Genomic DNA, 20,027 nt, shown 5'->3' with positions numbered 1-20,027 from the left:
GGGGTCGCATGCCCCGTCGTCCGATCGGGCAACTGCACTGCGCCGACGGACCATGAACAATGCCGGATCCGGCGGTACAGCTCGTGGGGCCCGTGCCGGCAGGCGGCATACGGCAACCGGCCACCGGCCCCCTCGCGCTTTTCAGCCTGGTCGTCGAAGAAGGTCGTCGAGCGCGGGACGCAGGTGGGGATGGTGGAAGGTGAAGCCCCGTTCGGTCAGCCGTGCCGGGACGCAGCGGCGTCCGGTGAGCGCGAGCGCCGGGTCCGAGCGCATCAGCACGGCCCCCGCCCGGGCCATCCAGGCCGGGGTGGGAGGGGCGGGCGGACGGCGCAGTACGTCCCGCAGGGCGGCCATGAGTTCGGCGTTGCGGACGGGGTTCGGGCTGGTGGCGTGGAGGACCCCGCTCAGGGCCGGGTCGCTCAGCGCCAGCCGGACCACGGCGAGCAGATCGTCGATGTGCAGCCAGCTCATCCACTGGCGCCCGGTGCCGATACGGCCGCCCAGCCCCCATCGGGCGAGCCCGGCGATACGGTCCAGCGCCGGTGTGTCCCGGTCCAGGACCACCGCGGTCCGCAGCACCACCTGCCGCCCGGCGGGTGCACCGACTGCGGCCGCCTCCCACGCGCGCGCCACTCCGGCCAGCTGCGGCGGGCCGTCCGCGGGCGGCGCCTGCTCGTCCAGCACGCTCTCGCCGCCGTCACCGTAGATGGCCAGCGTGCTCATCTGCACCCAGACGCCCGGCGGTGAGGTGAGACCGGCCGCGGCTTCGGCCAGTGCAGCGGTCGGGGCCACCCGGGAGCGGGTCAGCAGCTCGATGTTGGCCGCGGTGGGCCTCCGGTCGACGAGTTCACCGGCGAGGTTGACGAGCGCGGCGCCTTCCAACTCGGCCGCCCAAGGCCCGACCGACGCCCCGTCCCAGGTCACCTGGCGGTACGGGAAATCGGGGCGTGCTGACCGGGTGAGGACGACGACCTCGTGGCCGTGCTCGGTCAGGTCGGCGGCGATGCGCCGCCCCAGAGCGCCCGTGCCGCCCGCCAGTACGACCTTCATCGTGCCTCCTCGCCGCGTGGACCGCGCCCACGGTCGCAGCGTAGGGCTTGCCCGGCCGGTGACCGGTGCCGGGGTCGTTCCGGCGGGCGCCGGCCCGCGGGCCGCCCCATCGGTCACGGCCCGTGGCCCACCCACGGACGCGCCCTGTCGGCGTCAGGAATCCACGGGAATGCCCATGATCCGCAGAACGCAGCTCTGGGCATCGTCGGCCTTGTCCGAGAAGGTGAAGGACGACATGCCGCGTACGAGCGGGCTGGTCGTCCCGTCGTGAAAATGACGGTCCCGCGCCAACCCTCCGGAGCCCGAGCGGGGGCCCACACGCAGCGGGCCGCCCGGGCCCGTTCGCCCCGGGCGGCCCTCGGCTCTCCCCGCTCAGCGGTGCTCGGGGAACTCCACCACCTGCTGGAAGGTCGGCCGGTTCTGCCAGTGGATCGGGTCGTGGGTGATTCCGCCGACCGCGCGGTGCACGATCGCGTCGGCGCACCACTGATCGCCCGCCTTGCAGGCGCCGTCGCCCGGATAGACCTCGTTCGCCGGCCTGTCGACGGCCTGCCGCAGGCTCGTCAGCAGCGTGTCGCGGCAGGCCGACAGGTCGCCGTTGCCGCAGTACGTCTTCGCGAGCCGCCCCTTCACCGGCTCACCGAGCACCTGGCGGAGGTCCTTGTCGACATAGCTCCACCAGCCGAACTGGAAGGAGGAGCCCGCGTGCGCCCCCGTGGGCCCGTGGCTCGCCGACGGGGACTCGTCGACCGGCAGGTTGGCGCGCAGCGCGTCGTAGAGCCCGGCGCCCAGGCCCGGTTCGAACTCGGCCTCGACGAGCAGCGGCCACCAGGCGTCCATGATGCGCACGGCGTCGGGGTGGGTGTAGGTGCGCGACCCGGCGGCGGTTTCACGCCGTTCCGCGCCTGCGTCCCTCCATGACTCCAACGCCAGTACGGCGTCGGCCAGTTGCGGGTCGGTGATCGGTCCGCTGCGGAGGACCTCGAGCAGTTCCGGCAGGACGTCCTCGCCGCGGAGATCGGCGAGCGCGGCGTCCGCCATGGCGCGGGTCAGCGCGGCCCGGGTGACGCCGCCCCGCTTCACCAGTGCGCCGACCCGGTCCTCCAGCAGGTCGCCGCGGTGGATCGAGCCGTTGCCGAATCCCGCGGAGGAGTACTCCAGGGCCTGTTTGTTGTTCCAGGAGATGTAGTAGTCCTGGCCGACGGACTGGGGGTGCTGTTCGGGCGGGGTGTACGCGGCGGTGTTGGCCGCCGGTTCGAAGTCCCGCCACTCGTAGGGCTTCTCGCCACGGACGGGCAGCGAGGGATCGACGTCGTCGGCGCGTACGGGGTTCAGGCCGCTGTTGTAGTACGCGGCCTGCCGGGAGTCGGCGTAGAACCAGTTGAAGGCGTAGCCGATGTGCTGGGTCGCGCGCTGGAAGGAAGCGGCGTCCTTGACGTACCCGGGGTCGTTGAGCATCTGGAAGCCGATGATCGAGTCGGCCTCGTGACGGTAGGTGGAGCGCAGCAGGGTGTACGCCACGGGCTTGCCGTCGATGGTGGCACGGTGCGTCACGGTGCCGTACTCGGTGCGATACACCTGCATGCGATAGGAGCCCGCGGCGGTGGAGTCGGCCAGGGACGGCTTCCACGCGTTGTACAGCTCCAGCTTCTCCATCGGCTCGCAGGCGCCGTGGTGGCGGTAGTGCGTGGAGTCCTTGTCCGGGGTGGAGCCGTCGGGTTCGCACAGCTCGACGGCGTAGGTGTCGGTCATGTCCTGCGAGGCGGAGGTCGCGCTCCACGCGTAGTCCTGGCCTCGGCCGAGCTGGATGTACATCCCGATGCCCGCGAAGGAGGCGCCGCGCGCGCTGATGCCGGGGCCTTGAAGCTCCTGGAGCATCAGGAGCTGCGGTGCGAAGTAGCCGGTCTGGGGCCCGAAGACGGCGACCGGGTTGCCGCTCGCGGTGTGCTTGCCGGAGACGAGCAGGGCGTTGGACATGCCGCGCCGGGGGCCGGAGAAGAGGTCGCCGGGCAGCACTCCGTCATTGAACATGCCCTGGAGCGGCTTCAGTTTCTCCGGGGCCCTCACCGGGTCCCTGGGTACCGTCCCGGACGTGGCACCGTATCTGGCGGCATCCCGCCCGGCCGCATCCTTCTTGGCAGCACCGTTCTTCGCTCGGCTCTTCGCCGCCGCGCTCTTCGCCGCGCCGGTGCGGTCGAACACCAGCGGCTCGCGCGTGACCGAGCCGGGGTCGGGCATCGCGGTGCCGCGCGCCGTGTCGGGCTTGCCGGCGTACGGGAATCGCTCCCCGTCGTGGACGGTCAGCGCTGCCTCCGGATCGTTGCGCATCCGGAAGGACTCCCACACCTCGGTGCCCTCGGCGACACCGTACTTCTGCTGGGCGGCGAGCAGGGAGAGCGCCGACTCGACCTCTCCGCCGCCGCCGTTGCCGAACAGTCCGCCGACCACGGAGGCGAGGGCGATCAGGTCGGTGAGCTTGAAGGGCTCGATCTCGCCGTGGTTGGTGATGGCGTCGATATGGCCGGTCAGGACGTATTCGCCGGGGAAGTAGCGCCCGTTCTTGGACTTCTCGCGATAGGCGTTGAGGCCGTCGATGTACGCCTGTGCGTCCGCCATGGCCTGCTTGCCGCGCTCGCCGCCGGTGTCGATGATCCGGTCGATCTGGTCCTCGAGGTCCTTCTCGGTGTACGGGGCGAGCGGCCAAAACTGCTGCTCCAGACCCTGATTGGCGGGCGCGCCGCCCGCGAAGGGGGTGAGCTGCCCGCGACCGATGTGCCTGAAGAGGTCGATCAGCCAGAGCCGGTCCTGCCCGGCCGCGTATCCGGCACCGAACTCGGTGCCTTCGCGCGTGGTGCCCTGGATGTGCGGGACGCCCGTCTTCTTGTCGCGCGTGATGGTCACGTCCGCGCGGGGGCGGGCGACCGAGGCGACCTGGTCCTGAGAGACGCCGAAGGAGGCGTCGTTGAAGAACCGTGCCAGCTTCTCGTCGGTCAGGCTGTCCTGTCCTGCGACGAGGTCGTTGTAGGGGCCGAGTTGGTCGGAGCTGTGGGCGGGCCGGGTGCCGAAGACGCGGTGGGCCAGGATCTCGACGAGCGTGGCGTTGCCGTTCTCGCCCGGCGGGAGGATGTCGGCGCACTGACTCCCGCAGTGGTCGGCGGCGGCGGATGGGCTGCTCGGCTCTGCGGCTGCTGCGGTCGGCTGCAAGGGCGCGACCAGTCCGGCAACCAGCGCGAGCAGGGCGGTGACGCGTGGGGTGCGCAATCGCATTCCTGCTCCTCCAAGGACGGATCCCAAGACGGTGGCCGGAGGTTACCGCCGGTAGAAAAAGACCGGAAGACGGAAGTGAGGAGCCGTCAACTTCTCCTGGGATCTCCACAATCATCACGCCGAAGTCACCACAAGAAACGCAAAGCGGACTACCCATGGCCGAATTGCCATTCGTGAGCATGTTCGATTGGATCCATTTCGGGCTCCCATTCGTCCATCCCTTATCGCCTCAACGCCGGCGGACGAGTCACGGAGGTGGCAAGGAAGATGGCCGGATTCAGAAGCCTCGCCGATCACGTGCGCGACCCGAGGGTTGCGACCCAGCAGCGGAGGACCGCCCTGCGCAAGTGCCTGGAGAAATTCGCCCCGTACGGTCACCGGGCGACCTGGCACCATCTGTGCGTCCGGGTCGGTATCGGCACCAATGATCGGCGGCCCGACCCGGAGCGGCTCGTCGCCGCGCTGGCCGAGTTGGAAGAGGCCCGCACCGAATGGCTCGCCTACGACGTGCGATTCGCGGAACGGCGCAGGCGCGAGAAGCACGCCGGCATGCGCCAGCCCGGCGCCTTGGACGACTGGCATCGACGCACCTGGGGCGGGTACGGAGTCGCCTGGTGCGACGACCCCCTGCACCACCCCACCTCCCCGCTCCCCGTCGTCGTCCGCCGTCTGGTGACCGCGCTGGAGTCCGAGCCCCGGTCCGTCTGCCCGGTCTGCGCGGAGGACGGCATCGACTGGCGGTCGGGCCTGGGGCATCACCCGGGCTCGGGGCCGGTCTGCACCACCTGCGGCATCGTCGTGCCCGAGGCCGTGCTGACGCCGGAGGCGCTGATGGCGGCAAGAAGATCGCGGAGAGCCGCGCTGGTCTCCTGACCTCCGGCCCGCCGGGTCGTCCCCACACCTGCCGGTCCACACCGGCCGCAACCGCCGGTGCCACCTGCCGGTTCCACACCTGCCGGTTCCTGCGGTCGCCCGATGACGCACCCGCACCGGCCCACGTCCGCCAGGGGCCGGCGGCGAAGGGGCCGGAACCGCCATGCTGCGGCGGCCTTCCGCAGCACCATGGATATGCCCTTGCGGCAGGCCGGGCCCGGTATGGCGCCCGCTCACGGTGATCACCTGGTCCGGCGGCCCGTTCGCACACGGCGTGTGCGGACCGGCGCCCAAGCCGCGGCAACCTCTCCACCGGCTGACGCGGGCCGCGCCGTCACCGTCGCGCCCCGCGACTGCTCCGGCCGGGGGTCTGGTCCCCTACCTGCCAGTAGTGCGACGATCGCCCAAGTCGCCGAGAGGACGGACGGGCATGGCCGAACTGCACGACCTGACAGCGCTCGAGCAGGCGGAGAGGATCCGGCAAGGGACTCTCTCGCCGGTGGACCTCACCGAGCACTATCTGCACCGCATCGACCAACTGGACGCAGAACTCGGGGCGTTCATCACCGTTACGCCCGAGATCGCCCGCAAGCAGGCCGCCGAGGCCGAGACCGCCGCGCGTGCCGCTCTCGAGGAGGGCCGGGCACTGCCGCCACTGCACGGCGTACCGGTGCCGGTGAAGGACCTCAATCCGGTCGCCGGTGTGCGCTGCACCTACGGTTCCGAGGTGTTCTCCGACCACATACCGGACGCCGACGACCATGTGGTGACCAAGCTCCGCGCCGCGGGCACGATCATGCTCGGCAAGACCAACACCCCCGAATTCGGACTGCCCTGCTACACCGAGGGCCGGCTCGCGCCCCCGGCCCGTACGCCCTGGGATCTCGACCGGTCGGCCGGAGGGTCGAGCGGCGGCGCGGCCGCGGCGGTCGCGGGCGGCCTGGCCCCCCTCGCGCACGGCAGCGACGGCGGCGGCTCGATCCGCATTCCCTCCTCGGTGTGCGGCCTCTTCGGCATCAAGCCGAGCCGCGGCCGGGTCAGCGGGGGCCCGCTCCTGCACGACGTCAGCGGGCTCGCCACATCGGGCCCCATCGCCCGTACGGTCGCGGATGCCGCGGCCCTGCTCGACGCGCTCGCCGGGCCAATGCCGGGCGACCCTTACGGCGCCCCCTCCCTGCCCGCCGGCGAGACATTCCTCGCGGCCGCCCGCCGCCGCCCCGAAGACCGGCTCCGCGTGGTCTCGCTGCTCAGCCCGCCCCTGCCCGGCGTGGAGATGCACCCCGACTGCCGCGCGGCGGGCGGCTCCGCAGCCGACCTGCTGCGCGAACTCGGCCACCACGTGGACGAGTTGGAGCTTCCGGTGGACGACACCGTACGGCGCGCCTTCTCGGCCGTATGGGACGTGATGGCACTCGCCCGTCCCGTCCCGCCCGGCGCCGAGGGCCTGCTGCTGCCCCTCACACGCCATCTGCGCGAGCGCGGCCGCGCCGTCTCGGGCCACGGCTTCGCCGATGCGCTGTACGCGTTCCGCATGCTCGGCCAGATGGTCGCTGACGCCCTGCTCGCCCCGGGGACGGGCTACGACGCGATCCTCACCCCGACACTCGCCCAACCCCCGGCCCTGGTGGGTGAGTTGCGCAATGACGACGACCCCGAGGCCGAGTTCGCCGCCCTGGCCGCGTACACCCCCTTCACTCCGATCTACAACGCCACCGGCCAGCCGGCGGTCAGCCTCCCGCTCCACTGGACGGACGAGGAGTTGCCGATCGGGGTGATGCTGGGCGGCCGATACGGCGAGGAGACGAAGCTGATCTCCCTCTCCGCGGAGTTGGAGGAGGCCCGCCCCTGGGTGGGACGGCGGCCTGCCGTCTGGTGACGGTCGTGCGGGGCGCGGAGCCTGCGGCCCTACGGTGACGATGCCGGCCACCCCCTGGGAGCGATACCCGGAGGGTGGCTCAGCGCTTGCGCTCGACCATCAGCCGGGAACCGTCGCCGCCTTCGCCCAGACGGTCGTCCGGGTTGGACAGCACGCACTTGTCGAGCGACAGACAGCCGCAGCCGATGCAGTCGGTGAGGTGGTCGCGCAGCCGGTTGAGCTGCTGGATGCGCTGGTCCAGCTCGGAGCGCCAGGCCTCGGAGAGCCGCGCCCAGTCCTCGCGGTTGGGGGTGCGCTCGTCGGGCAGCTCGGCCAGCGCGTCGCGGATCGTGGCGAGCGGGATGCCGACGCGCTGTGCCGCGCGGATGAAGGCGACCCGGCGCAGGGTGTCACGGCTGTAGCGGCGCTGGTTGCCGGAGGTGCGCCTGCTGTTGATCAGGCCCTTGTTCTCGTAGAAGTGCAGCGCCGACACCGCTGCTCCGCTGCGCGCGGAGAGCTGGCCGACGGTGAGTTCGGACACGGAGTGGGGAATTTGCGGCACAGGTCCCAACCCTACGTCGGCGATGCGTTGACAGATGCTCTGCCCGGAACCATGCTGAGCGTACTGAGCAACCGCTTAGTACGTACCGGTGGCCACTGGAGGTCATGAAGATGGCGGAACCCCGGGTCTTCTCATCGCTCGACGAACTGCGGTCCGCGGTGGGACAGCAGCTCGGCTTCAGCGACTGGCTGGAGATCGACCAGAAGCGGATTGACCTGTTCGCGGATGCCACCGGTGACCACCAGTGGATCCACGTCGACCCGGAGAAGGCGGCGGCGGGGCCGTTCGGCACCACCATCGCCCACGGATACCTCACGCTGTCGCTGCTGCCCGCGCTCGTACCGCAGCTCATGCGGGTCGAGGGCGTGCGGATGGGCGTCAACTACGGCTCGAACAAGGTGCGTTTCCCCTCGCCGGTGCCGGTCGGCTCGCGGGTGCGGGCGACGGCCGAGGTCGCAGCCGTCACGGAGGTCGAGGGCGGCGTCCAGCTCACGACGAGCGTGACGGTCGAGCGGGAGGGGTCCGAGAAGCCGGCGTGTGTCGCGGAGACGGTGAGCCGCTTCTATCTGTAGGCGGGGCCACCTTCGTCCGACCGTGGCCACTCGGGTGAACCGGCGCGCATGGCGCCTCATCCCCGCGGGGCCGACCCGACCATGCGCAGGACGAGGTCGGCGTACAACTTCCCGACGTCGTCGGGCGAACGCCGGCCCTCCGGGTTGAACCAGCGGGCCACGTCGATGCACAGCGACAGCACGGCGAGCGACGTACCGGGGATGTCGGGGACGTCGAAGTCGCCCGCGTCGACGCCGTCCTGGATGATCGACCGCACCGTGGCGTCGACCTCGCGGCGCAGGCCCACGATCTCGGCGTAGTGCTCCTCGCCCAGTGCGCCCAGCTCGTACTGGACCACGCGGGCGGTGGTGTGGCGCTCGGCGTGCCAGCGGACGAAGGAGCGTACGGCTGTGCCGAGGCGTTCGGCGGGGGTGCCGCCGCCTGTCGCAGCCTCCTGCATGATGCGCAGCGAGAGACGGTGGCCGACGCTGCTGATCTGGTAGAGCAGCTCTTCCTTGGTCTTGTAGTGGATGTAGAGGGCGGCCGGGCTCATGCCTGCGCGGCCCGCGATGTCACGGGTGGTCGTCGCGTGGTATCCGCGCTCGGCGAAGGCCTGGACGGCGGCGATCACCAGCCGCCTGGCCGCGCCGGGAGCCACGTCCTCCCACTGTTCGGGCCGCTCCCCGGCCGTCCGCTCCGCCTCGGTGCCCATCGCACGCACGCCCCGTTCCTCCGCCCGGCGGGCCCTCCGCCGGCAGGACGAACACCATACCTCCGAACCTGAGCAAGCGCTTAGGGGGCCGGGGTGCCTCGGTGCGTACGTGGACGGGTGCGTCGGTGCGTCGGTGCGTATGCCGACGGGTGGTCGGTGTGCGTACGCCGACGGGTGCGCCGACCGCGGAACGGGCGCCCAGGCCGGGCGGGCCCGGAACGGTCGGGCGGGCTCGGAAGGGCCTGCCGGGCTCGGAACGACCGGAAGACCCGGAACGCTTCAGAACGCGGACGCACCGGTCAGCGCACGCCCGATCAGCAGCTTGTGGATCTGGCTGGTGCCCTCGTAGAGGGTCATCACCCGGGCGTCCCTGAACAGTTTGCCCACCGGGTACTCGTCGATGCAGCCGTATCCGCCGAACACCTGGAGGGCGTTGTTGGCGCAGCGCACCGCGGCCTCGCTTGCAAAGAGCTTGGCGATCGAGGACTCGGTGGCGTACGGCAGCCCCCGCTCGATGTGGTCCGCCACCCGCCAGGTCAGCAGCCGGGCGGCGTCGACGTCCACCGCGATGTCGGATATCAGCTCCTGGACGAGCTGGTGACGGGCGATCGGGCGGCCGAACTGCTCGCGCTCCCCCGCGTACCGTACAGCCGCGTCGAGACACGCCTGCGCCAGGCCGACACAGCCGGCCGCGACCGACATCCGGCCCTTGGCGAGTGCCGACATGGCGACGGAGAAGCCCTTGCCCTCGGGAGCGATCATGGCGGAACCGGGTACGCGGACGCCGTCGAGCACCAACTCGGCTGTGGCCTGGCCGCGCAGCCCGAGCTTGCCGTGGATCTCGCGGCGGGCGAGCCCGGGCGTGTCCGCGGGTACGAGGAAGGCGCTGATGCCCCGGTGCCCGGGCTCCTCTCCCGTACGCGCGAAGAGCAGGACGACATCGGCCCAAGTCCCGTTGGTGATGAACATCTTGGCGCCGTCGATGACCCAGTCACCGCCGTCGCGGACAGCGCGGGTGGTGAGGTTGGCGGCATCGGAGCCGGTTCCGGGCTCGGTGAGGCCGAAGCAGCCGACGGCCTCGCCGGAGCAGAGCTTCGGCAGCCACGCCCGCCGCTGCTCGTCGGTGCCCCATGTCGCGATCGATTTGGCGACCAGGCCGAGGGAGACGGACAGGATCCCGCGCACCGCGGAGTCACCGCGGCCGAGTTCCTCCGTGACCAGGACGTAGGAGAGAGGATCCCCGCCGGAGCCGCCGAACTCCTCGGGAACGGTCAGCCCCAGGAAGCCCAGATCGCCGAGCTTCTTCACGATGCCGCGGTCGACGCTCTCTGCCCGGTCCCAGGCGACCGCGTTGGGGACGATCTCGCGGTCGGTGAAGTCCCGGGCGAGCCGGCGGACGGCGTCCTGCTCATCGGAGAGCTCAAGGTTCACGGCGCGCACCTTTCACGGATCTCGGGGACGTGGACTCCGCGGGCACCGCATCAACGGACACCGCTTAAATTAGCGCTGCTAGTTTATGCGGGGCGGCCTCTACTATGTGCCGCATGGCCCGCCCCCGCAAGCCCCTGCTCAGTCGCGACCGGATCGTGGAGACTGCCCTGGCGCTGATCGACGCGGAGGGGCTCGATGCGGTGTCCACGCGACGGCTGGCCGCGGAGCTGGGGGTGAGCGGCCCGTCGCTCTACAACCACTTCAAGGTGAAGGACGAGATCCTGGACGCCGTCGCGGACACGGTCGTCGGCCAGGTCGATCTGTCGATGTTCGACGCGGCGTCCAGGACGCGAGCCGGGGCGGACTGGCGTACGGCGCTGCTGACGTGGGCGCGCTCGTACCGTGCCGCCCTGGCCGCGCACCCCAACATCGTGCCGTTCCTCGCCCGCGGCCCCGGCCGCCGGCCCGCCGGGCTGCGGATGGCTGACGCCGTGTTCGGCGCCATGGTGGGCGCGGGCTGGCCACCCGCGCAGGCGACGAGAATCGGCGCCCTGATGCGCTACTTCGTCGCGGGCTCGGCACTCGGCTCCTTTGCGCGCGGCTTCGTCGACGACGCGACCGCGTACGACCCGGCCGACTACCCGCACTTGGGCCAGGCGCATCTGCTGGCGGAGCATCAGCAGCAGGTGGACGAGGGCGCGTTCGAGACGGGCCTCACGGCTCTGGTGGACGGACTGGCCCTCCAGTACGAGCAGGTGCGCGAACAGTGACGGCCGGTGCCCGCTGATCCTGACTGCCCCTTGGCCACCGGCAGTTGCGGCTCGTGCCGCGTTCCGCACCTCGGCCGGATGCGCAATGCGGGGCCCCTCAGAACACCACCAGGGTGCGGCCGCCGCGACCGGCGAGCATGGCGTCGAAGGCTGCCGGGATGCCGTCCAGGCCGATCCGTTCCGTGACCATGCCCGCCAGGTCCAGCCGTCCGGCGCGGATGTGCTCGGCGAGCACCGGAAGGTCCCTGGCCGGGTCGCAGTTGCCGTAGACGCAGCCGGAGAGCGTGCGGCCGAAGTGGAAGATCTCCAGGGCGGAGAAGGAGACCTGCTCCTCCTTGCCGCCGATGCCGACGACCGTGGTACGTCCCCCGCGGCGGGTCGAGTCCCAGGCGGCGCGGATGGTCCCGGCACGGCCCACGCACTCGACGGCGACGTCCGCGCCGTGGCCACCCGTGAGCTTCCGGATCCGCTTGGCCGTGTCGGAGGCGGCGACCAGGAAGTCCGTCGCCCCCGCCTTGCGTGCCAACTCCTCCTTGCCCTGGGCGACATCGACGGCCACGATCGGTCCCGCTCCAGCGATCCGGGCCGCCTGGATCACGGCCAGGCCGACCCCGCCGACCCCGAACACCGCAACGGACTCGCCCTCGCGCACTCGCGACGCGTGGTGGATGGCGCCGTATCCGGTGAGGACGGCGCAGCCGAGCAGTGCGGCCTCCGCGAGCGGTACGCCGTCCGGCACAGGCAGTGCGGCGTGCGCAGCGACGACGGTCTCCTCGGCGAAGACCGCACTGCTCAGACCGGGGTAGAGGTCGCGGCCGTCCGCGGTACGCGCATACGGAACGGCGGCACCCGCCATCGCATGGGCGCACAGCCAGGGCTCGGCGAGCGTGCAGTAGTGGCAATCGCCGCAGGAAGGCGCCCAGTTGAGGACGACAGGGTCACCGGGCGCGTGCGAGGTGACGCCCCCACCGACCGCGGTGACGGTGCCCGCGCCCTCGTGGCCCAGAACGGCGGGTACGGGCTGGCGCAGGGTGCCGTTGGACAACGACAGGTCGGAGTGGCACACCCCGGCCGCGGCGAGCCGTACGCGCACCTGGCCGGGGCCGGGTTGCGGGAGATCGATCTCCTGCAGTTCCAACGTCGCGTTGACGGCGGGCAGAACGGCGGCGCGGATCACGGTTTCTCCCTCGGGGTAGGGGCGTTCATCGGGTCGGCCGATGTCCACCGGGGCCATCGGACGGACGAGGGGGCAGCGGGGACGACGGCCCGGTCTGCGGTGTACGGGCCGGCGCGTCGGTCAGAACTGGAGCGACTTCGTCTGGAGGTACTCGGCCAGTCCGTGGGCGCCCAGCTCGCGGCCCACTCCCGACTGCTTGTAACCACCGAACGGGGCAAGGGGGTTGAAGCGGCCGCCGTTGATGTCGACCTGACCGGTGTCGAGTCGCCGGGCGAACGCCACCGCCTCCTCCTCGTCCTCCGACCAGACCGCGCCCGCGAGCCCGTACACCGTCCCGTTGGCGATCCTCACCGCGTCGTCCTCGTCCTCGTACTTCAGGATCGTGATGACGGGGCCGAAGATCTCCTCCTGCGCGATGGTCATGTCGGGGGTGACGTCGGCGAAAACGGTCGGGCGGACCCAGTAGCCCCGCTCGCGGCCCCCGGGGGCGTCCGGGCCGCCCGCGACGACACGGGCGCCCTCCGCCGTACCGCGCTCGATGTATCCGCGGACGCGGTCGCGCTGCTTGGCACTGACCACCGGGCCGAGGCGGCTCTCGGCATGGCCCGGGTCGCCGGGGACGTACTTGGCCGCGGCCTGCTGCGCGAGTTCGACCGCCTCGTCGTACCGGGCGGCGTCCACCAGCATGCGGGTCCACGCGCTGCACGTCTGGCCGGAGTTGGCGAAGACGTTGGCGACACCGGCCTTGACCGCCCGGGTCAGATCCGCGCCCGGGAGGATCACGTTGGCGGACTTGCCGCCGAGTTCGAGGGCGACCCGCTTGACCGCGCCACCGGCGACCGCTCCGATCCGCCTGCCGACGGCGGTGGAACCGGTGAAGGAGATCAGGTCCACGCCGTCGTGCTCGGCAAGGGCCTGCCCGGCGACCGGCCCGAGGCCGGTAACGAGGTTGAACACCCCGGCGGGCAGGCCCGTTTCGTGGACCGCCTCCGCGAAGAGCTGGGCGACCAGCGGAGTGTCCTCCGCGGGCTTGAGGACGACCGTGCAGCCCGCGGCGAGGGCGGGCGCGACCTTGGCGACGATCTGGTGCAGCGGGTAGTTCCACGGGGTGATCGCACCGACGACGCCGACCGGTTCATGCAGAATGGTGGAATTGCCGACTTTCTCCTCGAAGGCGTACGAGGCTGCGAGTTCGGCGTAGCTGCCCGCGACGGCGATCGGCAGATCCGCGTGCACCTTCCGCGAGAAACCGATGGGCGCGCCGAGTTCGGCGGTCACGGTCTCGGCGATCTCGTCGCGGCGGGCGGCGAGCGCGTCGCGCAGCGCGGTGAGGCGCGCGGAGCGGTCGGCCGGGGCGGTGGCCGCCCAGACGGGGAAGGCGGCGCGGGCCGCGGCCACGGCGGAGTCGACGTCCCGCGCGGTTCCGGCCGGAACCTTGGCGATGACCTGCTCGTCGGCCGGGTTCACCACGTCGATCGTCGAACTTCCGGCGGACGGCCGCCAGTCCCCGTCGATGTACATGCCGTCGTGGGCCTTCATCGCGTCCTCCCGCGCAGTCGGGCGTTGTCGTGCCAAGTCCTCGGTACGAGGGCCGTGGTGCGTGTTCTCGGTACGCGTCGCCGGTGCATGTTCCCGGTGCGTGTTCCGAGTGCGTATTGCCTGGGGGTGTTGCCTGGGGGTGTTGCCTGGGGGTGTTGCCTGTGGGTGTTCTCGGCACGCGCGACTAAACTAGCGGCGGTAGTTTTTTACCGCCAGGGCGGATCGCGTGGGGCCCGTCACGCCGCCTCGATTGTCAGTGCCCGCTGCCATGCTCGGCACCACACGTCACATCGACAATGACCGGCCCGGACGGCAGGAAGGGGGCGCGAGCACGGAGCGCGAGCGGTTCCACGATACGGACCGGTCGGACGGATCACGACGGCGAAGGAGCACCGGCATGCTGACGACCGGCCATGACCCCGGCGCAGCGATGTGGATCAACCTCACGACTCCCGGCACCGAGGCGGCCGCCGGCTTCTACGGTGCCCTGTTCGGCTGGGAGTTCCGGTCCTCGGGGCCGGACGCGGGTGGCTGTGGCTTCGGGGGCGGGCCCCGAGGGCGGGGGCGACAAGCAGCAGGGGGGCCGTCGGGGCGACTGCGAGCCGAGGGCGCCGTGACGTCCGGCGCAAGGGCTGTGTGTCACGGACGGGGCAGAGGTGTGGTGCTGTTGGTGGCCGGCGACTCTATCCGGTCGAGGTCTTGGGCGAGCGCGGTCAGCCAGACCTCGATGTCCGCGGCGAACAACCGACCCTGCGCGGAGGGGATGGCCGCCGCGATGTCGTGCCAGGGATCGGTCAAGAGAGCGACCGTGTCCGTCAGGTCCGTGCCCGAAGGATCGCCTTCTTGCGTCGGCTCCTTCGCGTCCCTCGGCTCCTCTGCCTCCTTTTCCTCCATCGCGTCCCTGGTGTCCCTCGCCTCCCCTACCCCCGTCGCGTCCCTCGCCTCCCCTACCCCCATCGCGTCCCTCGCCTCCTCCGGCTCCGTCCCGTCCCTCGCCTCCTCTTCCTCCGTCCCGTCCCTCGTGTCCCGGCCGGGGCTGTGCCCGTTCGGCTCCGTACCCGCGCGGAGACGGTCGGCCAAGTCGTCGTACGCCGAGCGCAGACGGTCCGCGGCCTGCTGGAGTTCCGTGGCCGGGCGGGGCCACGGCGCGAGGCAGTTGGGCGGGCAGCTCAACAGCAGCGACTGCCCGCCCCACACCATGCGGTAGCCGGCGACCATCGCCGTCTGCCAGTCCACCGCGTGCATGCGCGGGTCGGGCCGCTCCGACTGGTACTGGGCGTAGGCCGCGTCGGCGAGGAACATCGCCCGCCGCGCCCGCGGCAGGGCCCCTTCGGGGTGGCCCGTGCCGGTGAGTACGGCCACGGTCTCGCGGGCTGCCGTCGCGGCCGCGGGCAGGAAGGCCGCCGCCGCGCGTCTCAACTCGCCCGCGCCGCCCCGGGGCCAGGCGAGCAGGCCGATGACGGCGCCGATCACTCCGCCGGTCACGATGTCGATGAACCGCGCCTCGGCCAACTGCCAGGAGGCGGTGGCAAGTTGCGTGAAGATCGTGGCGATCGCCAGCGTGAACAGGCCCTGCATCCACGCCAGGCCGAGGACCGGGCCGAGTGTGAAGGCGACCAGCAGGGCCACGGGCATCGCCGCCTCGTAGAACGCCGGACTCTCCCCGACGAGGTAGAGGATGAGCCCGCTGGCCACCGCCCCGGCGAGGGTGCCCTTGAAGGCAGGCCGCAAATTGGTCCGGGTATCGGCGGCAGACGTGCGCATCAGGCTCAGGGTGGCGAGCAGGACCCAGAACCCGTGGGCCAGATCGAGCTGCCCGGCGATCAACCGGGCCAGTGCCAGGGCGACTGCGACCCGCACCGCGTTCTGGAAGGACACCGAGCGCGGGGTGAGGCTCGCCCGGACACGCCGCCACCACAGGGCGGGGACGGGGGCGTACGCGAACCAGAAGGGGCCCGGCCGCTCTCCCCGCGGCGTGGGGTCGGACGGTACGGGTGCTCCGACCGCGATCCGTACACCCGTCGCGAGAAGGCGGACGCCCTCGGCCGTCTGGAGGGCCATGGCGCCCCGGCGGAGCCGCTCGGTGCCGGGGTCGGCGACGGCGAGGCCGATGCTGTCGGTGTGTTGCGCGGCGGCTCCGGGCCCGCCGTGGCCGTCTCCTCCCTGGGTTGCTTCGGGGAGGGCGGCACCCTCACCGGCGGCTTCGGCGGGAGCGGCACCCCCGTGAGCGGCTTCGGCAGAAGCGGCGCCTCCACGGTCGGGTTCACCAGGAGGGGCGCCTCCACGGTCGGCTTGGGCCGGAGCGGCACCCCCGTGAGCGGCTTCGGCGGGACTGGCGCCTCCACGGTCGGCTTCGGCGGGAGCGGCACCCCCGTAAGCAGCTTCGGCGGGGGCAGCTGCCGGGGAGCCCGTCTGCGTACAGGCCGCCAGGTTCGCCTCGGCCGAGTCACGCGTGGCTCGAGCCGTCTGAAACCCATTGATGCAGGAGATCAAGTGGTCGAGATCCGGCGGCACGGCACCGCGGCGGACCAGGGCGCGCCCCGACGCGCGGATGGTCCGGGCCGTCTCGCGCAGCAGCTCGGCGGCTCCGGGGAACGGCACCGGGCGCGCAGCCTCCGCGGCAGCGATGCCCTGCACCTGCTCGAAGACGAACCGAGTGGCCGCGCCGGCCTGGCTCAGCGCCCGGTCCTTGGCGCTGGGCGACACCGGCCGCTCGGGCTGCGGCAGCCGGGAGGGCCGGATCGCTTCCGTGCCGCGCCGCGCCGCGGCCTCGGCACCCCGCAGCCCGTCTGGGCGGCTCAGTTCCTGCCGGCCCCGCTGTCCCTGGTTCGCTTCCCCCGCCGGCTGTGCCTGCCGCTCTTGCTGTACTTGCCGCCCTTGCTGTGCCTGCCCGCCGGGTGGCTCGTGCGCCCCCCGGTACCGATCCCGGTCGTCCGTGCCGGGCACGGCGCGCGGGCCGCGCTCTTGGTCCTCGGCGGGCACCCCGGCGAGCCGGCCCGCCACAAGATCCACGTACGCCGCCACCGCGCCCGCGGCCTCGGCCAGGCGTCGTTCGTACGGGATGGGCGGTGGATCCGGCCACAGCAGCAGCTCGGCCGCGATCAGCAATCCGATGCCGACGGTGACGCCGACCAGGCGCGAGTCCAGCGTTCCGGGCTCGTACGGCGGAAAGCAGGCCAGCATGTAGAAGAGCTGCAGCCCTGCGGCCATGCCGATGAAACGAGGGCCTCCCACGCCGGAGAACGTGACGAGGAATCCGACGGCGAACATGCCGGCCGCCGCGGCCCATGCGTTCACCGCGAGCAGCGTCCCAACCGCGACCAGCGCATAGACGGCGGGGAGGGCGACGACCAGGGTCCGCGCGCGGCGCAGGGACGGCCCGGGGATCTGGGAGAGGCCACCGAGAGCGATCACGCCGAAGATCGCGTAGATCGCCATGACGTCGTTGCCGATGGCGTGACGGCACAGGGAGAACGCGGTGCTGGCCGCGATCGTGATCCGAAGCGCACGCCGGAACGACGGCAGAACCGGGCCGCGCAGACGCGGCAGGCGGATCCCGCCGGGCATCAGGTCACCCCCCATGACCGCCGGGGCACAGAACCAGACTCGCACGCCGTGCCGCGACCCGCGCGGTGCCGCCGAGAGCAGCAGGCCGGGCGGCCCCGCAGCGTCGGTCCGCGGCGCCGCACGAGCGGACGGTGTGCGCGTCGCCCCGGCCCGCTCACGCGGCCGAGCGTGTTCGGCGACTCCGTGCGACGCTGAAACCGCCATGACTGTTCACCCGCCCCCGACGCCGCGGTGACTGCTCACGCGACGCCTGCCGACGGACCCGCCGCCTCGAGCGCGGGGGGCTTCGACGCGCTGTTCGCGTCGCTTCGGCAGCGGGCGGCCCGGCAAGGAGCGGACGGACCGCGCGGCGCTCTGGCGTACATCGGCCGGGTCGAGGTCCTCGCCGCTGCCGCCGAGGTACGGATGGGGCGGACCGTGACGCTCGCAGCACCTATGGAGACCCGGCCGGGGCCCGACGACCCGGACCCCTGCCGCCACGAGATGACCGCCTGGGCCTCGCAGGACACGGGTCGCGGCCTGGCCTTCGCCCGCGACCGTTTCGCCTTGAACGTGCACGGCGACGCCGATAGCCATCTCGACGCGCTCTGCCACGTGATCTACGACGGCACGCTGCACGGCGGTGTGCCCGCGGCCACCGTCACCGAGGACGGCGCCCAGGAGCTGACGGTCGAGACGGCCCGCGACGGTATCGCGGGGCGTGGCGTCCTGCTCGACATCCCGCGGCTGCGGGGCGTCCCGTGGCTGGAGCCGGGCGACCATGTGACCGCGGACGAACTCGCCGCCGCCGAGGAGGCCCAGGGCGTACGGGTCGGGCGCGGCGACATCCTCCTGGTGCGGACCGGGCACCGCAAGCGCCGTAGCGAGCTGGGCCCCTGGGCAGGCACCCGCGCCGGGCTGCACCCCGGCGCCGCGGAGTTCGTGGCCGAGCGCCGGGTCGCCGTACTGGGCAGCGACAGCAACAGCGATGTGGCGCCGGGCCTGGTCCGGGACGTCGGCTATCCGGTGCACGTGCTGGCCGTGCATGCGCTGGGTGTGCACCTGCTGGACTACCTGCAGTTCGAGGACCTGATCCCGCTCTGCGAGGAGGAGCGGCGCTGGTCGTTCTTCTGTCTCGTAGCCCCGCTGCGGCTGCCGGGGGGCACCGGTTCCCCGGTCAACCCCATCGCGATTCTGTAGCTGTGTCCCGCGGACTCTCCGCGGCTGCGCCCCGCCGACTCTCTGCGGCGGCGCCCCGCTCGCACTGTGCGGCGGCGCCCCGGCTCTCGTACCCAGTCCGCTCTCCCCGCTCACCCTCCGGATGCCCGGACTCCCGCGGGCAGCCTTCCGGATGCCCGGCCCCCCGTTCTCCCGTGCCCGCTGCCGCACGCCCCGCTCCCCGCGGCTGGGGGCGGCGCAGCGGCCGTACCGCAGTCCCCGCCGCGGCGAGGAGCAGTGCCCCCAGCATGCCGAACGGTGCGGCCGTTCCCGCAACTCCAGCCACCAGACCGGCCGTTGCGGGCGCGGCGACCTGGCCGAGGCGGTTGCCCGTCAGCCGCAGCGCGAGCGCGGTGCTGCGCGCCTCCTCCGGCGCCGCCTGTACCACCGTGGTCATCGACAACGGCTGCCCCACACCCAGGCAGAAGCCCAGCGCCGCCAGCATCACGCCCAGTGCCCACGCGGGCAGCGGCACGGTGATTGCGGCGCACAGCAGCGCCGCGGCCAGGCAGCTCACGACCAGCAGCACCGTACGTCCCAGCAGCCGGATCATGGGCGTCATCACGAGCCGGCAAGCGATGGTCGCCGAGGCCCGCAGACTCAGCAGCACCCCGATCGTGGTGGGTGCGATGCCCCGGTGTTCGCCGACGACGGGGAGGTACGCGGTGAGGACGTCGGTGGCCGACAGGACGGCGAGGCTGGAGAACATCCCGGCCGGGACGCCCCGCGTGCGCAGGATCCGGTGCACCGGCACCCGCCGGGTGTCCGCGGCCATCGCCCGTTCGTGCAGGGCGTCGCGCCGCTCGATGCGCCAGAGCGCGGTGAATGAGAAGGCGGCGACGGCGCCCGAGACGAGCAGGGCCGCCGCGCTCGTACGGGCGAGCGCCCCGTCGTGGCCGGAGACCAGGAGCCCTGCCGCGATGGGGCCGACGAGCTGGCCGAGGGAGGCGCCGATGGTGAAGTGGCCGAAGTTGCGGTCCTGTTCAGCGGGTGCGCTCTGCCGGGCCACGATGCTCTGCGCGCCGATCACGAACGCCAGATGGCCCAGCCCCATCACTCCGCTCCATGCCGCCATCGCCACGAGCGAGGTGGCCAGTCCGCTCAGTGCGCATCCCGCGGCGATGAGCACCACGCCGGCGGGCAGCAGCGGCGCGCACCGGCCGTGATCCGTACGGCGCCCCAGGGGCACCGCGGCGAACAGCGGCAGCAGCGCGTACACGGCCGCGATGACTCCGACGGCGCGGGCGTCGGCGCCCAGGGCAAGGGCCCGGTAGGAGACGGCGGGCCGCGCCATGGACACCGCCCCTTGCGCGAAGGCGAAGGCGATGACCAGGCGGATCAGCCAGCCCCTGCCTGGCCCTGTGTGCGTCACGGTCACGTGTTTCCGGTCGCTGCTCTGCGTCCGTCTCCGGCGCCCTTCCGCCGCCGGATCGCGACGCCCTGCCGGGCGCCGTTGACGGTCGCTCTTCCCTGCG

At 72.3% G+C, this 20,027-nt stretch carries 14 protein-coding genes; 5 read left to right on the top strand and 9 right to left on the bottom strand.

Annotated elements, in window-relative coordinates; genetic code table 11:
• Positions 1–141: 141 nt before the first annotated feature.
• Both AB0M26_RS06605 and AB0M26_RS06600 read right to left on the bottom strand, forming a co-directional pair.
• Complete coding sequence (locus AB0M26_RS06605) at positions 142–1,050, bottom strand: TIGR01777 family oxidoreductase (protein ID WP_365255507.1); 909 nt, start codon at positions 1,048–1,050, stop codon at positions 142–144.
• Positions 1,051–1,422: 372 nt separating this feature from the next.
• The gene (locus tag AB0M26_RS06600) at positions 1,423–4,317 is read right to left on the bottom strand and encodes a penicillin acylase family protein (RefSeq protein WP_365255504.1); all 2,895 of its coding nucleotides are present in this window, start codon (positions 4,315–4,317) and stop codon (positions 1,423–1,425) included.
• Between the two features lie 267 nt (positions 4,318–4,584).
• Between AB0M26_RS06600 and AB0M26_RS06595 the strand changes: the two genes are divergently transcribed.
• The gene (locus AB0M26_RS06595; protein WP_365255501.1) at positions 4,585–5,190 is read left to right on the top strand and encodes a hypothetical protein; all 606 of its coding nucleotides are present in this window, start codon (positions 4,585–4,587) and stop codon (positions 5,188–5,190) included.
• 430 nt (positions 5,191–5,620) lie between these two features.
• Positions 5,621–7,066: an amidase gene (locus tag AB0M26_RS06590; protein ID WP_365255498.1), complete on the top strand. Its 1,446-nt coding sequence runs from the start codon at positions 5,621–5,623 to the stop codon at positions 7,064–7,066.
• Between the two features lie 79 nt (positions 7,067–7,145).
• On the opposite strand, the gene soxR is transcribed toward AB0M26_RS06590, so the two are convergent.
• Positions 7,146–7,607 carry a redox-sensitive transcriptional activator SoxR gene (gene soxR, locus AB0M26_RS06585; RefSeq protein ID WP_365255495.1) on the bottom strand — a complete coding sequence of 154 codons (462 nt, stop codon included), beginning with the start codon at positions 7,605–7,607 and terminating at the stop codon, positions 7,146–7,148.
• 110 nt (positions 7,608–7,717) lie between these two features.
• Here soxR and AB0M26_RS06580 point away from each other — a divergent pair, with 110 nt between their 5' ends.
• Positions 7,718–8,179: a MaoC family dehydratase gene (locus tag AB0M26_RS06580; RefSeq protein ID WP_365255492.1), complete on the top strand. Its 462-nt coding sequence runs from the start codon at positions 7,718–7,720 to the stop codon at positions 8,177–8,179.
• 56 nt (positions 8,180–8,235) lie between these two features.
• On the opposite strand, the gene AB0M26_RS06575 is transcribed toward AB0M26_RS06580, so the two are convergent.
• Positions 8,236–8,871, bottom strand: coding sequence for a TetR/AcrR family transcriptional regulator (locus AB0M26_RS06575; protein WP_365255864.1), 636 nt, complete (start codon positions 8,869–8,871; stop codon positions 8,236–8,238).
• A 279-nt stretch (positions 8,872–9,150) separates the two neighbouring features.
• A complete protein-coding gene (locus AB0M26_RS06570) occupies positions 9,151–10,302 on the bottom strand; it encodes an acyl-CoA dehydrogenase family protein (RefSeq protein ID WP_365255489.1) in 1,152 nt (383 codons plus the stop codon).
• Positions 10,303–10,415: 113 nt separating this feature from the next.
• Between AB0M26_RS06570 and AB0M26_RS06565 the strand changes: the two genes are divergently transcribed.
• Positions 10,416–11,072, top strand: coding sequence for a TetR/AcrR family transcriptional regulator (locus tag AB0M26_RS06565; protein ID WP_365255486.1), 657 nt, complete (start codon positions 10,416–10,418; stop codon positions 11,070–11,072).
• 97 nt (positions 11,073–11,169) lie between these two features.
• Here the strand turns inward: AB0M26_RS06565 and AB0M26_RS06560 are convergent, their stop codons facing one another.
• The 3 genes from AB0M26_RS06560 to AB0M26_RS06550 form a co-directional block, all read right to left on the bottom strand.
• Complete coding sequence (locus AB0M26_RS06560; RefSeq protein WP_365255483.1) at positions 11,170–12,306, bottom strand: zinc-binding dehydrogenase; 1,137 nt, start codon at positions 12,304–12,306, stop codon at positions 11,170–11,172.
• A 63-nt stretch (positions 12,307–12,369) separates the two neighbouring features.
• Positions 12,370–13,788: an aldehyde dehydrogenase family protein gene (locus tag AB0M26_RS06555; RefSeq protein WP_365255480.1), complete on the bottom strand. Its 1,419-nt coding sequence runs from the start codon at positions 13,786–13,788 to the stop codon at positions 12,370–12,372.
• 639 nt (positions 13,789–14,427) lie between these two features.
• Positions 14,428–17,355: an FUSC family protein gene (locus tag AB0M26_RS06550; protein ID WP_365255478.1), complete on the bottom strand. Its 2,928-nt coding sequence runs from the start codon at positions 17,353–17,355 to the stop codon at positions 14,428–14,430.
• Positions 17,356–17,586: 231 nt separating this feature from the next.
• On the opposite strand from AB0M26_RS06550, the gene AB0M26_RS06545 reads away from it, so the two are divergent.
• Positions 17,587–18,534, top strand: a complete 948-nt coding sequence (locus AB0M26_RS06545) for a cyclase family protein (protein ID WP_365255475.1) — start codon at positions 17,587–17,589, stop codon at positions 18,532–18,534.
• On the opposite strand, the gene AB0M26_RS06540 is transcribed toward AB0M26_RS06545, so the two are convergent.
• A complete protein-coding gene (locus AB0M26_RS06540; protein ID WP_365255861.1) occupies positions 18,512–19,846 on the bottom strand; it encodes an MFS transporter in 1,335 nt (444 codons plus the stop codon). The two genes, AB0M26_RS06545 and AB0M26_RS06540, sit on opposite strands and share 23 nt — an antisense overlap.
• Positions 19,847–20,027 lie beyond the last annotated feature (181 nt).

Origin of the sequence: Streptomyces sp. NPDC051776 (assembly GCF_040681345.1) — a bacterium.
Classification (GTDB): Bacteria; Actinomycetota; Actinomycetes; order Streptomycetales; family Streptomycetaceae; genus Streptomyces.
This window is presented reverse-complemented; position numbering and strand designations above follow the sequence as displayed.

What these genes read in the sequence shown, in the direction of transcription:
- AB0M26_RS06605 (WP_365255507.1), bottom strand. Translation starts at nt 1,050, where the DNA reads ATGAAGGTCGTACTGGCGGGCGGCACGGGCGCTCTGGGGCGGCGCATC.
- AB0M26_RS06600 (WP_365255504.1), bottom strand. Translation starts at nt 4,317, where the DNA reads ATGCGATTGCGCACCCCACGCGTCACCGCCCTGCTCGCGCTGGTTGCC.
- AB0M26_RS06595 (WP_365255501.1), top strand. Translation starts at nt 4,585, where the DNA reads ATGGCCGGATTCAGAAGCCTCGCCGATCACGTGCGCGACCCGAGGGTT.
- AB0M26_RS06590 (WP_365255498.1), top strand. Translation starts at nt 5,621, where the DNA reads ATGGCCGAACTGCACGACCTGACAGCGCTCGAGCAGGCGGAGAGGATC.
- AB0M26_RS06580 (WP_365255492.1), top strand. Translation starts at nt 7,718, where the DNA reads ATGGCGGAACCCCGGGTCTTCTCATCGCTCGACGAACTGCGGTCCGCG.
- AB0M26_RS06575 (WP_365255864.1), bottom strand. Translation starts at nt 8,871, where the DNA reads ATGGGCACCGAGGCGGAGCGGACGGCCGGGGAGCGGCCCGAACAGTGG.
- AB0M26_RS06565 (WP_365255486.1), top strand. Translation starts at nt 10,416, where the DNA reads ATGGCCCGCCCCCGCAAGCCCCTGCTCAGTCGCGACCGGATCGTGGAG.
- AB0M26_RS06560 (WP_365255483.1), bottom strand. Translation starts at nt 12,306, where the DNA reads ATGGCCCCGGTGGACATCGGCCGACCCGATGAACGCCCCTACCCCGAG.
- AB0M26_RS06555 (WP_365255480.1), bottom strand. Translation starts at nt 13,788, where the DNA reads ATGAAGGCCCACGACGGCATGTACATCGACGGGGACTGGCGGCCGTCC.
- AB0M26_RS06550 (WP_365255478.1), bottom strand. Translation starts at nt 17,355, where the DNA reads ATGCCCGGCGGGATCCGCCTGCCGCGTCTGCGCGGCCCGGTTCTGCCG.
- AB0M26_RS06540 (WP_365255861.1), bottom strand. Translation starts at nt 19,846, where the DNA reads ATGGCGCGGCCCGCCGTCTCCTACCGGGCCCTTGCCCTGGGCGCCGAC.